13 protein-coding genes are annotated in these 12277 nt (G+C 31.3%); 12 read left to right on the top strand and 1 reads right to left on the bottom strand.

The window, feature by feature from the left end:
• Nucleotides 1-3: 3 nt before the first annotated feature.
• The 6 genes from dapE to L8T90_RS06290 are packed head-to-tail and all read left to right on the top strand — an operon-like array spanning nt 4 to nt 4598.
• Nucleotides 4-1104, top strand: coding sequence for a succinyl-diaminopimelate desuccinylase (gene dapE, locus L8T90_RS06265; protein WP_263725404.1), 1101 nt, complete (start codon nt 4-6; stop codon nt 1102-1104).
• Nucleotides 1105-1112: 8 nt separating this feature from the next.
• Nucleotides 1113-1304: a sulfur carrier protein ThiS gene (gene thiS, locus L8T90_RS06270; protein WP_066006795.1), complete on the top strand. Its 192-nt coding sequence runs from the start codon at nt 1113-1115 to the stop codon at nt 1302-1304.
• On the top strand, nt 1301-2101 hold the full coding sequence (gene thiF / locus L8T90_RS06275; protein WP_263737018.1) for a thiamine biosynthesis protein ThiF: 801 nt from the start codon (nt 1301-1303) through the stop codon (nt 2099-2101). Before thiS ends, thiF begins: the two co-directional genes overlap by 4 nt.
• The gene (locus L8T90_RS06280) at nt 2101-2859 is read left to right on the top strand and encodes a thiazole synthase (protein ID WP_263737019.1); all 759 of its coding nucleotides are present in this window, start codon (nt 2101-2103) and stop codon (nt 2857-2859) included. The genes thiF and L8T90_RS06280 overlap by 1 nt, the downstream gene beginning before the upstream one ends.
• A gap of 1 nt (nt 2860) precedes the next feature.
• Nucleotides 2861-3994: a 2-iminoacetate synthase ThiH gene (gene thiH, locus L8T90_RS06285; protein ID WP_263725400.1), complete on the top strand. Its 1134-nt coding sequence runs from the start codon at nt 2861-2863 to the stop codon at nt 3992-3994.
• Nucleotides 3984-4598: a thiamine phosphate synthase gene (locus L8T90_RS06290; protein ID WP_263737020.1), complete on the top strand. Its 615-nt coding sequence runs from the start codon at nt 3984-3986 to the stop codon at nt 4596-4598. The genes thiH and L8T90_RS06290 overlap by 11 nt, the downstream gene beginning before the upstream one ends.
• Nucleotides 4599-4602: 4 nt before the next feature.
• Here L8T90_RS06290 and L8T90_RS06295 read toward each other — a convergent pair whose 3' ends face one another.
• Entirely contained in the window at nt 4603-5964 is a 1362-nt protein-coding gene (locus tag L8T90_RS06295) for a DASS family sodium-coupled anion symporter (RefSeq protein WP_263707265.1), read from the bottom strand.
• Between the two features lie 206 nt (nt 5965-6170).
• Between L8T90_RS06295 and mapA the strand changes: the two genes are divergently transcribed.
• The 6 genes from mapA to L8T90_RS06325 all read left to right on the top strand — a co-directional run bounded on the left by mapA (nt 6171) and on the right by L8T90_RS06325 (nt 12275).
• Nucleotides 6171-6818 carry an outer membrane lipoprotein MapA gene (mapA, locus tag L8T90_RS06300; protein ID WP_263737021.1) on the top strand — a complete coding sequence of 216 codons (648 nt, stop codon included), beginning with the start codon at nt 6171-6173 and terminating at the stop codon, nt 6816-6818.
• On the top strand, nt 6815-7387 hold the full coding sequence (locus L8T90_RS06305; RefSeq protein WP_263737022.1) for a ComF family protein: 573 nt from the start codon (nt 6815-6817) through the stop codon (nt 7385-7387). Before mapA ends, L8T90_RS06305 begins: the two co-directional genes overlap by 4 nt.
• Before the next feature lie 36 nt (nt 7388-7423).
• Nucleotides 7424-10009 (top strand): DNA gyrase subunit A, encoded by a 2586-nt coding sequence (gene gyrA / locus L8T90_RS06310; protein ID WP_263737023.1) that lies wholly within the window; start codon nt 7424-7426, stop codon nt 10007-10009.
• A gap of 60 nt (nt 10010-10069) precedes the next feature.
• A complete protein-coding gene (locus tag L8T90_RS06315; protein ID WP_257397303.1) occupies nt 10070-10588 on the top strand; it encodes an LPP20 family lipoprotein in 519 nt (172 codons plus the stop codon).
• Complete coding sequence (locus tag L8T90_RS06320) at nt 10564-11010, top strand: hypothetical protein (protein WP_263679646.1); 447 nt, start codon at nt 10564-10566, stop codon at nt 11008-11010. Before L8T90_RS06315 ends, L8T90_RS06320 begins: the two co-directional genes overlap by 25 nt.
• 62 nt (nt 11011-11072) lie before the next feature.
• A complete protein-coding gene (locus L8T90_RS06325; RefSeq protein WP_263737024.1) occupies nt 11073-12275 on the top strand; it encodes an ABC transporter permease in 1203 nt (400 codons plus the stop codon).
• Nucleotides 12276-12277 lie beyond the last annotated feature (2 nt).

The following is a 12277-nucleotide window of genomic DNA, read 5'->3' on the forward strand; positions in this document are numbered from 1 at the left end:
AACATGCAAGTAGTTGAAATTTTTAAAGAATTAAGTAAATTTAAATCCATCACTCCAGATGATGATGGAGCATTAAATTATATCGCAGTGGAGTTAAGTGATTTTGAAGCTTTTTTTATAGAAAAAGAAGGTGTGAAAAATCTTTTGCTGACTAAAAAATTTAGCGATGATGGGGAACATTTGGCTTTTGGTGGGCATGTGGATGTAGTGCCTGCGGGAGAGGGTTGGAGTAGTGATCCTTTTGAGCCTTTAGAAAAAGATGGGTTTATTTATGTAAGAGGCGCGCAAGATATGAAAAGTGGTGTGGCTGCTTTTATGTGTGCGGTTAAGGAAGTGGAAAATTTCAAAGGAAGAATTTCGCTGATTTTAACAAGTGATGAAGAAGGCGAGGCTAAATTTGGTACGCTTGAAGTGCTTAAATTTATGCAAGAAAAAGATATGTTACCTGATTTTGCTGTGGTTGCTGAGCCAACTTGTGATAAAAAATTTGGAGATAGTATTAAAATAGGGCGTCGTGGCTCTATCAATGCAAAATTACTCATTAAAGGCAAGCAAGGTCATGTAGCATACCCACAAAAATGCATTAATCCTGTGCATAATTTTGCTTTTGCTTTGAAATTTTTAGCAGGATTTGATCTTGATCCAGGCGATGAGGTATTTGCACCATCTAAAATTGTTATTACTGATATACGCGGTGGTATGGAAGTGTGCAATGTAACTCCAAATGATTTAAAACTGATGTTTAATGTAAGAAATTCTCCACAAACTAGCTTAGAAGATGTAAAAGCTTATGTAGAAAAGACTTGTGAAGGACTTGATTATGAATTAAGCATAAATCAAAGCTCAAAGCCTTTTTTAACACAAAGTGATTCTAAAATCGTACAAAAACTAAATGAAAGTGTGCAAAAAATCACCCAAATAGTACCAGAACTTAACACCAAAGGTGGCACAAGCGATGCAAGATATTTTGCTGAGTTTGGTGTGAAGGTAGTAGAATTTGGTGTGTGTAATGATAGAATTCATGCCATTGATGAGAGAGTGAGTATAGAAGAGCTTGAAAAATTGTATTTAGTTTTTAAAGATTTATTAGAGAATTTTAACTAGGAAAAAACGTGATTATCAATGGACAAAAGCTTGAGTTAAAAGAGCTTAGATTTATGGATTATGTTAAAGAAAAGCAATTAAAAATAGAATTTATCGCCTTAGAATTAAACGGAGAAATTATCCCAAGGGATAAATTTGAAAATCTAATTTTAAAAGAAAATGATAAAGTAGAGATTGTTACTTTTGTAGGTGGTGGTTGATGAGAATTAAATTTAATGGTAGTATGATAGACACGCATTTTAAAAACACTTTGGAATTTTTTCAAAGTGTGAGTAAAAATGAAAATGATGTATGGATAATCAATGGTTTTGCGACAAAAGAAAGTTTGGAGCTAAAAGAAAATGATGAACTTTTTTGTATAGAAAAAAATACTTTACCACCATATGAAGCTCTTGATGCGATGATGAGAGCAAGACATACTCCAAAGCTTCATGATAAACTCAAAAAGGCAAGTGTAGCAGTGTGTGGGCTTGGTGGGCTTGGATCGCATATAGCTATAAATTTAGCAAGAAGTGGGGTTGGTAGGCTTCATTTGATTGATTTTGATGTGGTGGAGCCAAGCAATCTTAACCGCCAAGCTTATATAGTGGAAGATTTGGGTAAATTTAAGGCTGAAGCTTTAAAAGATCAAATTAGCAAGATTAATCCTTTTATAGAAGTATTTGCACAAGTTTTAAAAATAGAAAAAGGAAATATATCCGAACTTTTTACAAATGATGATATTGTTTGTGAAGCCTTTGATAGTGCAAAATATAAAGCTCTTTTAGCACAAAATTTTCACCAACATTATCCTCAAAAAACATTAATTTGTGCTTCTGGCTTAGCAGGATATGGAGATAGTAATAGCATACAAACAAGAAAAATCGCAAAAAACTTTTATGTTTGTGGTGATTTAAAAAATGAGGCAAAAGTAGGCAATGGACTTATGGCACCGCGTGTAAATATTTGCGCAGGACATCAAGCAAATTTAGTTTTAGAACTTTTAGCGAGTGAGTAATGGAAAAATTAAAAATAGGAAAATATGAGTTTAATTCTAGGTTTATTCTAGGTTCTGGGAAATTTTCTTTTGAGCTTATAAAATCAGCCATTGAAGAAGCAAAAGTTGAGATTATCACCTTAGCTTTGCGTAGGGTAAATGATAAAGGTATAGAAAATATACTTGATTTTATCCCAAAGCATATTAAGCTTTTACCAAATACTTCAGGTGCAAGAAATGCTAATGAGGCATTGCGTATAGCAAGACTTGCAAGAGAGCTTGGTTGTGGAGATATGATTAAGGTTGAAGTAATTAGCGATAGTAAATATTTATTACCGGATAATTATGAAAGTATAAAAGCAGTAGAACTTTTAGCAAATGAGGGTTTTACACCTTTAGTTTATATGTATCCTGATTTATATGCAGCACGTGCTATGGCTAATGCAGGAGCTGCTGCTATAATGCCTCTTGGAGCTCCCATAGGAAGCAATAAAGGCTTAAAAACTAAAGAATTTATACAAATTTTACTTAATGAAATTAGTTTGCCTATTATAGTTGATGCAGGCATAGGAAATCCCGCACAAGCTTGTGAAACCATGCAAATGGGAGTAAGTGCAGTGATGGCAAATACTGCCATAGCTCAAGCTAAAGATGTATCAAAAATGGCAAAGGCTTTTGCTTTAGCTATAGAGGCAGGATATAATGCGTATTTAGCAGGCATAGCAAATGAAAGCACGCCAAGTGCAAGCTCGCCTTTGAGTGGTTTTTTAAGAGATTAAAATGCAAAAATATCCTCATATGCAAAGTATTGAAAGTGAAATTTTAACTAAGGTTTTAAAAGAAGTTGAAAATTTTGATGAAAGTAAATTTAGCGCTTTTGATGTAAAACAAGCTTTAGCTAAAGATTATCTTAACTTAGAAGATTTAAAAGCCTTGCTTTCAAGCACAGCGGAAGATTTTATAGAAGATTTGGCACAAAAATCAAGCAAGATTACTCAAAAATATTTTGGAAATTCCATTTTGCTTTTTACACCTTTATATCTTTCTAATTTTTGCAATAGCAAATGCACTTATTGTGGGTTTCAAAAAGGAAATAACATTAAAAGAGCTAAGCTAAATGAGGCTGAAATTCACAAAGAAATGCAAGAGATTAAAAAAAGTGGTTTGGAAGAAATTTTACTCTTAACGGGTGAGGGCAGGGAGTATGCTAGCGTAGAATATCTTGCCAAAGCTTGTGAGATAGCAAAAGAGTATTTTAAGGTCGTTGGGATTGAAGTTTATCCTATGAATGTAGATGAGTATGCATTGCTTCATGAGAAGGGTTGTGAATATGTAAGTGTTTATCAAGAAACTTACAATCAAAAAACTTATTCTAAAATTCATATTGAAGGTGAAAAAAGTGTATTTGAGTATCGTTTTCATGCGCAAGAGCGAGCGTTAAAAGCGGGTATGAGAGGGGTTGCTTTTGGAGCTTTACTTGGTATAGATGATTTTAGAAAAGATGCTTTTGCTACGGCATTGCATGCGTATTTTTTACAGCAAAAATACCCTCATGCTGAAATAGCTTTGTCTATCCCTAGATTAAGACCTATTATTAATAATAAAAAAATTCATCCAAAAGATGTAAGTGAAACAAGACTTTTGCAAGTTTTATGTGCTTATAGATTGTTTTTACCTTTTGCAGGTATTACGATTTCTACGCGTGAAAGAGCAGGATTTAGAGACGGGGTTATTAAACTTGGAGCTACTAAAATGAGTGCAGGTGTGAGCGTGGGAGTAGGTGAGCATCAAGGCGATAAAAAAGGTGATGATCAGTTTCAAATTAGTGATATGCGTAGTGTTGATGAGGTTTTAGCTATGTTAAAAAATGCAAATTTGCAAGCTATAATGAGCGATAGTATTTATGTGGGATAAAAAAGTCATTGCTATTAGCGATAGTCAAAACACACAAGAAGATTTTTTAAATTTTATTGAAAAACTAAGCCAAAGTAGTATTGATGCTTTAGTGCTTAGAGAAAAACATTTAGATGAGTTAGAATACGCTAAATTAGCCAAAGAAGTATTAAAAATTTTTAATAAAACTCAAAAGATTTGCTTTTTGCATTATCATTATGAAGTTTGTTTAAAATTAAATCATCAATTTTTTCATGCTCCTTTATTTGTTTTACAAAATTGCCTACAAAGCTATAAAAAATTTGAGCTTTTGGGTACTTCCATCCATTCTAAAGAAGAATTAGATTTAGCTTATAAGCTTAAAGTAAGTCATGCTTTTTTTGGACATGTATTTGAAAGCTCTTGTAAGGCTGATTTAGCTCCAAAAGGTATTAAGAATTTAAAAGATTTGTTAGAAGTTTCAAAAATACCCATTTATGCCATAGGTGGCATAAATACTCAAACTATAAACCACTTAAAAGATTTAAATTTAGCAGGTGTGTGTATAAGAGAAGCTTTGTATAAAAGTGAAAATGTAAAAAAATATATTTTAAGATGTAAAGATCTTTTAGTCCAAAAGGACTAAAAGATTATAACCAGAAGAAATATGCAATTATTGCAAGACTAATTGAACAGAATATATTTAGTATAATTCCTACTCTTACCATTTCTTGTTGTTTGATATGGCCAGTACCAAAAACTATAGCATTTGGTGGTGTAGCAACTGGTAGCATGAAAGCACAAGAAGCGCCAATAGCAATAATTAAAGCAAGTCCTAAAGCAGGAACACCTAAAGTATCTGCTATAGAGATAAACAAAGGTACAAGCAAGGCTGCTGAAGCAGTATTTGAGGTAAATTCTGTTAAAAACACTATAAAAAATGCTATGATTAAGCCTATAACAAATAAATGTCCATTTTCTATAAATGAAATAATGGTATCAGCCATAACCTTGCTAGCACCCGAATCTTTTAACACTACACTTAGAGTAATACCTCCACCAAAGAGCATTAACACGCCCCAATCAGTATTTTTTTGTATATTTTTCCAATCAATTACTTTAAAAGCACATACTAAAACAGCCGCAAGCAAGGCAATAATCGCATCAAGATTTGCTATTTTATGTCCAAAAATACTTGTGATGATAGGACCTATATTACCACTAAAAATCCAAGATAGTGCAACTACTAAAAAGATTATTAAAGTGATGATTCTAGGTCTTGTAAGTTCTATATTTTCAGTGTGTAAATCAACTTGTAGGTTAAATCTTGGTTTAAACATAAAATATAAAATCAAAATCATTGCAGGTAAAAAGATTAAAACAATAGGAATACCATATTTTAGCCATTGTGCAAAACTAATGTGTAATTGAGTAGCAACAATGGCATTTGGTGGAGTTCCCACTATAGTGCCTATACCACCTATACTTGCACTAAAAGCTATACCTAAAAGAATGAAAACATAAGTATTTCTATCTTTTTGTGGATCAAGTGAAGCTAGCATGCCTATAGCAAGCGGAAGCATCATGGCTGCGGTTGCAGTATTGCTCATCCACATAGATAAAAATGCAGTAGTGATAAAAATATATAAACTTGATAAACCTAAATGTCCTTTTGCCAGGGTTAAAATTTTATGCGCAATTAGCTTATCTAGCTTTTGATGATGCATGGCTGCTGCTAGAGCAAAACCACCAAAAAATAAAAAGATATTAGAATCAGCAAAGCCTGTTAAAGCCTTAGCAGTAGGTAATAATCCTAAGATGGCTGCTAAAACAGGTACTAAAATAGCTGTAATAGTAACATGCAAAGCTTCGCTAAGCCACAATATAGCGATAAAGATCAACAGGGATAATCCTTGGTTTACCTTAGTTTCGCCAAAAGGGGAGAAATAAAGCAAAGCGATAAACAACACTAAATCAGCAATAACTATAAGTGTTTTTGTGTTTGAACTCATTTAACAACTCCTTTAAAATATTGTAGTTTTGTAACATATTCTAAATGAATTTTCTTTTAAATATTAATTTTTATATAATTTTTTTTTACAAAATTATTTTTGTGTGAAAAAAAGTAATTTTTAGTAAAATTCATTTGTTTTTGGTATAATTTTTGCTGATTAAAAATCATCTTAATCAAAAAGATGATTGCTTTTAAGGAAAGATAATGTTTAAAAAAATATTCGTATGTATTTTAGCTTTGTTTTTTGGCGCTTGTGCTATAAACCCTAAAAATCAAGGTGTAGCTAAGGTTAATGAAGTTATAAAAATCCAAGCACAGTGTTATAATCCTTCTGATTCTAAAGCATATGAAGCAAAAATTAAAGGTCTTGTGTATATTAGTGATGTAGGACTTAAGTATTGTACAAATAAAAGAACAATTGATAAAAGTGCTTCTTTGAAAAAAGTTTATATTCATAGAGTGTATGATTTAAATGAGAATTTGAAATATTCTTCTTCTAATGGAAATAATTATTATATTAATGAAAATTTTAACTACTATTTTTATATGTTTTTAAAAGAAGAATTAGAAAATAGAGGTATAGTAGTGGTTGAAAATACACAAGATTCTCCTTATGTTTTAAGAGTAGATTTGAGTTTTAATGATTTTTATTCTAAATTTGATTCTAATTCTTTATTTTCAATTATTGCTAGTCAGCTAACATTAAAAGATATTAACACTAATAAAACTATTAACATTAAAACTAAACAAGAAGTTAAAGGTTTTTATAATATTAAAGATCTGCCTTTCTTCACTCAGCTTCTTATAAAGCAAGTAGCTAATAAATCTGCAGATATTATCAGCTCTTTGTGAGGTGTTTTAGTTGCCATGGATTTTCCTTTGCGAGCTTTTGTCCAGCTTGCAAGGAAGAGCTTTTAGAATATTCTTTAGGTATAAGAGAACTTGATAAAGGTTTTAAGGTTTATTATTTTTATCAATATGAACAAATTAAACATCTAATTTATTTTAAACACAAATTTCAAGGATATTTTGTTTTAAATGCGCTTGCAAAACTAAGTTTTGCTAAATTTAAAGATTTTTTTCAACCCTCTTGTGAAATTAATGCCATAGCCTTGGATGATAAAACATACAAAAACTACTCTCATACTGCTATTTTAACCAAACATTTAAAAACTCAATTTATAAAACCTATGTATCATGCTTTGCAAGCTAATTCAGAATTTAAATATAGTGGAAAAAGTTTGCAATTTCGTAAAGATAATAAAAGATCTTATAAGCTTTTAAAGCGTCCAAAATATCCTGTGATTTTAGTAGATGATGTTGTAACTACGGGATTAAGTTTGCTTGAAGCAAGAGAGCTTTTAGAAAAAAATAATATCGAAGTACTTTTTGCTTTAGTTTTAGCTAATGCAAAAGAATAATCTGCTAAAATATAAAGATTAATTTTAAGGATTTTTATGGAAAATATTTTTACTAAAGATTCAGATATTGAAAATATAGATATAGAAAGTTCTATAAAGAGTAGTTATTTAGATTATTCTATGAGTGTTATTATAGGCCGTGCTTTACCTGATGCTAGAGATGGGCTTAAGCCTGTTCATAGAAGAATTTTATATGCTATGAATGATTTAGGTGTTGGAAGTCGTAGTGCATACAAAAAATCAGCGCGTATAGTGGGTGATGTTATCGGTAAATACCATCCACATGGTGATACAGCTGTATATGATGCTTTAGTAAGAATGGCACAAGATTTTTCTATGCGTTATCCAAGCGTAGATGGGCAAGGAAACTTTGGTTCTATTGACGGTGATGGCGCTGCTGCAATGCGTTATACTGAAGCTAGGATGACGATTTTAGCTGAAGAACTTTTGCGTGATATAGAAAAAGATACGGTTGATTTTATACCAAATTATGATGATTCTATGAGTGAACCTGATGTTTTACCTGCTAGGGTGCCAAATTTATTACTTAATGGTTCAAGTGGTATTGCAGTAGGTATGGCTACTAATATTCCTCCGCATAGCTTGAATGAGCTTATTGATGGTTTGCTTTATTTAATTGATAATAAAAATGCAAGTTTAGAAGAAATAATGCAATTTATTAAAGGTCCTGATTTTCCAACCGGTGGTATTATCTTTGGTAAAAAGGGTATTATAGAAGCTTACCGCACAGGTCGTGGTAGGGTAAAAGTAAGAGCAAAAACCCATATTGAAAAAAGAGTTAATAAAGATATTATTGTAATAGATGAACTTCCTTATCAAACCAATAAAGCAAGATTGATAGAGCAAATTGCTGAACTTGCTAAAGAAAAACAAATCGAAGGCATTGCTGAAGTTAGAGATGAGAGTGATAGAGAAGGAATTCGCGTAGTAATTGAGTTAAAACGCGATGCTATGAGCGAGATTGTGTTAAATAATCTTTTTAAATCTACCACTATGGAAAGCACTTTTGGTGTGATTATGCTTGCTATACATAATAAAGAACCAAAAGTTTTTTCTTTAATTGAACTTTTAAATTTATTCTTAAATCATAGAAAAACTGTAATTATTAGAAGAACTATTTATGAGCTGCAAAAAGCTAGAGCTAGAGCGCATATTTTAGAAGGTTTAAAAATTGCACTAGATAATATTGATGAAGTGATAGCTTTGATTAAAAACTCTCCTGATAATCCAACGGCTAAAAATTTATTAATGCAAAAATTTGGCTTAAGCGAGCTTCAATCTAATGCGATTTTAGATATGAAATTAGGTCGTTTAACAGGACTTGAAAGAGAAAAAATCGATAATGAATTAAGAGAATTATTAGCAGAAATTGAAAGACTTGATCAAATTTTAAAAAGCGAAATTTTGCTTGAAAATTTAATCAAAGATGAGTTGAAAGAAATCAAAACAAAATTTGATGTGCCAAGAATCACTCAAATTGAAGATGATTATGATGATATTGATATAGAAGATTTAATACCAAATGAAAACATGGTAGTTACCATTACTCATCGTGGCTATATTAAGCGTGTCCCAAGTAAGCAATATGAAAAACAAAAACGCGGCGGTAAAGGTAAGGTCGCAGTTACAACTTATGATGATGATTTTATAGAAAGCTTCTTTACGGCAAACACACACGATACTTTGATGTTTGTTACCGATCGTGGGCAACTTTATTGGCTTAAGGTATATAAAATTCCTGAAGGAAGTAGAACTGCTAAAGGCAAAGCTGTGGTTAATCTCATTAATCTACAAGCAGATGAAAAAATCATGGCAATTATTCCAACTACTGATTTTGATGAGAGCAAATCATTGTGCTTCTTTACTAAAAATGGTATCGTAAAACGCACAAATTTAAGCGAATATCAAAATATTAGAAGCGTGGGTGTAAAAGCGATTAATCTAGATGAAAATGATGAGCTTGTTACTGCAATTATTGTAGCAAGAGATGAAAGTGAAATTGTAAATATAAATACAGACGAAAACTTAGAAGCAGAAGATAATCTGGAAATTGAAACAAATGAAAATAGCGAAGAGCTTGAAATTGTTAGTGGTAAAATGCTTTTTGCGGTTACTAAAAAAGGTATGTGTATTAAATTCCCACTTGCTAAAGTTAGAGAGATTGGCCGTGTAAGTAGAGGGGTGACTGCGATTAAATTTAAAGAAAAAGATGATGAAGTTGTGGGTGCTGTTGTTATAGAAAATGACGCTCAAGAAATCTTAAGCGTAAGTGCAAAAGGTATAGGTAAGCGTACTGATGCAGGTGAATATAGACTTCAAAGTAGAGGTGGTAAGGGTGTAATATGTATGAAGCTTACTGCTAAAACAAAAGATTTAATCGGAATAGTCATAGTCGACGAAAGTATGGATTTAATGGCATTAACAAGCAGTGGTAAGATGATACGCGTTGATATGCAAAGTATTAGAAAAGCAGGTAGAAACACAAGTGGTGTGATTGTCGTTAATGTGGAAAATGATGAAGTGGTAAGCATTGCTAAATGTCCTAAAGAAGAAGATGAGGAATTAGATGCTGAAACTAATATGGATTTAAATTTAGAATAGTAAAATTCTGGAATGCTTTTTGCTATCTTAAATAATATCAAATAAATTGAAGGTGTAAAAATGAAAAAAGTTATTTTTATGTTTTGTTTGGCTTTAGGTTTTAGTGCGTGTGCACTAGATCAAAGAGGTGCGAAACCTGCTCAAGCTCAAGCTACTCAAGCTGCAAGTTCTGATGTTGTAGTTCAAAAAGTAGACAAAGATGATGTGCGTAATATCATTAGAGAAGAAAAAATGCTTGCAAATGATACAAGCACAGACAATGATTTAACTTTTACAGCAGTGGGTGAGGGTATTGCTCCTTTAAATACAGTTTCTGTTGGTCAAGCTTTGGCTTTAGCTAAAAGAGCAGCAATTACTGATGCTTATAGACAATTAGCTAGTAAGTTATATGGTGTAAGAGTTAATGGTAAAGATACAGTAAAAGATGCAATGCTTAAAAGTTCAACTATTACAGCACAAGTAAATGGTTTGATTAAAAATGCAAGTGTAGTTGATCAAGACTTTAAAGATGGTCTTTATAGAGTAAATGTAGAACTTAAAATCGATGCTGACAAGTGGAAAGAATTGTTTGCTTATTAATCCTTATAATTTTTAATGCTACTGCCCAAGATGAATTTATATTTTGGGCAGAACTCTCTAATAAAAATTTAATCCTTTTTCATCAAAATGAAACTATTTCTATGGCTATGACCAAGAGCAAAAAAAAGAATTTAGAATATGCTTGTGAGTTAGTTTATACATCAAGTGACTTGAAGTCTTTAGTGCGCAATGATTTTGGCATGGTAGATGAAGAGAAAATGACAAAATTAGATAAATTTAATTTTTTAAATGCTCACAAAAATGATTTAATTGATTGCTTTTTTAATGCAAAAATAGATGTAAAAGATTTTGTAAAAAGTGAACAAGCAAGCGCTCAAAGTGAAACTTATGTAAGAATTTTACCTTTAAGATTTATAGTTGAATTTCATGATAATAGTGCTTTTGTATATTATCTTAAATAAATACAAAGCTAGCTTTTATAAAAATCAAGTTAAAATACTTAAAAAAATATTAAGAGTATAAAATGCAAAAAAGTATCCCTCGTTATTTATTATTTAAATATTTGCGTTTTGATAAAGATCAACCCTTTATCATGCTTTCAAAAATTTTAGCCTTTTTAGGCGTGAGTATAGGGCTTTGCGTGCTTTTAGTTGCAATGGCTATTATGAATGGTTTTGATAAGGAATTTGAAAGAAAACTTTTTACCATGAATTATCCTATCACTATATTGCCACGTTTTGGAGCAAGTGTGGATGATAAATTATTACAAGAATTAAGAATCAAATTTCCAAATTTATTATTTAGTCCTTATATTGCTACTCAAGTCATAGCAAGAAATGATTTAAAATTAGAAGGCGGTATGCTTTTTGGGGTTAATTTTGAAGATGAAAAAAAGATCAATGAAGTAGTAGCTCAAGCTTTAGGAGATAAAAAATTAGATAATTTTGATATTTTAATTGGTAAGGGTTTAAAAGATGAATTTGGACTAGATGATAATGAAAAAATAACTCTAATTTTTTCAAATCTAAATGCTAGTGGTCTTTCGCTTATCCCGCAGGTTAAAAGATTTGATGTTAAGGCTGATTTTTCTTCAGGGTTATTAGCCTATGATAAAGCTTATATGTATACAGATGCTAAAGCCTTAGCTAAAATTTTATCATATCCTCAAGGAAATTATGATGGAGTGCATGTGTATTCAAATAAACCCTTTGAATATATTAAACAAATTGATGCTTTTTTGGGTGCAAGATATGCTAGCATCGGTTGGTGGGAACAAAATGGGAATTTCTTTGCAGCTCTTGCTTTAGAAAAAAGGGCTTTGTTTATAGTATTAATGTTGATTATTTTAGTTGCAAGTTTAAACATAGTAAGCTCTTTATTGATGATAGTGATGAATAGACGCAGCGAAATAGCTTTATTGCTTTCCTTAGGTACTAGTAAGCTAGAGATTAAAAAAACCTTTTTTTCTTTAGGGTTTTTAATAGGTGGAAGTGGTATTATAGCAGGTGTGATTCTTGCAGCTATAGCTTTATGGGTACTTGGAAATTTTGATATTATTTCTTTGCCAAGTGATGTTTATGGTATGAGTAAATTGCCTTTAGAACTTTCTTTAGTTGATTTTTGTATTACACTTTTTGGAGCTATTGTGATTGTAAGTTTATCTTCTTATTATCCTGCCAAAAAAGCAACTCAAGTAGATATTTTAGATACTTTAAGAAACGAATAAAT

Source organism: Campylobacter sp. RKI_CA19_01121, assembly GCF_025771295.1.
GTDB lineage: Bacteria > Campylobacterota > Campylobacteria > Campylobacterales > Campylobacteraceae > Campylobacter_D.

Bases quoted from the DNA above. Each gene is read 5' to 3' on its own strand.
- L8T90_RS06315 (WP_257397303.1), top strand. From the start codon at position 10,070: ATGAAAAAAGTTATTTTTATGTTTTGTTTGGCTTTAGGTTTTAGTGCG.
- L8T90_RS06280 (WP_263737019.1), top strand. From the start codon at position 2,101: ATGGAAAAATTAAAAATAGGAAAATATGAGTTTAATTCTAGGTTTATT.
- gyrA (WP_263737023.1), top strand. From the start codon at position 7,424: ATGGAAAATATTTTTACTAAAGATTCAGATATTGAAAATATAGATATA.
- L8T90_RS06295 (WP_263707265.1), bottom strand. From the start codon at position 5,964: ATGAGTTCAAACACAAAAACACTTATAGTTATTGCTGATTTAGTGTTG.
- mapA (WP_263737021.1), top strand. From the start codon at position 6,171: ATGTTTAAAAAAATATTCGTATGTATTTTAGCTTTGTTTTTTGGCGCT.
- L8T90_RS06290 (WP_263737020.1), top strand. From the start codon at position 3,984: ATGTGGGATAAAAAAGTCATTGCTATTAGCGATAGTCAAAACACACAA.
- L8T90_RS06325 (WP_263737024.1), top strand. From the start codon at position 11,073: ATGCAAAAAAGTATCCCTCGTTATTTATTATTTAAATATTTGCGTTTT.
- thiH (WP_263725400.1), top strand. From the start codon at position 2,861: ATGCAAAAATATCCTCATATGCAAAGTATTGAAAGTGAAATTTTAACT.
- dapE (WP_263725404.1), top strand. From the start codon at position 4: ATGCAAGTAGTTGAAATTTTTAAAGAATTAAGTAAATTTAAATCCATC.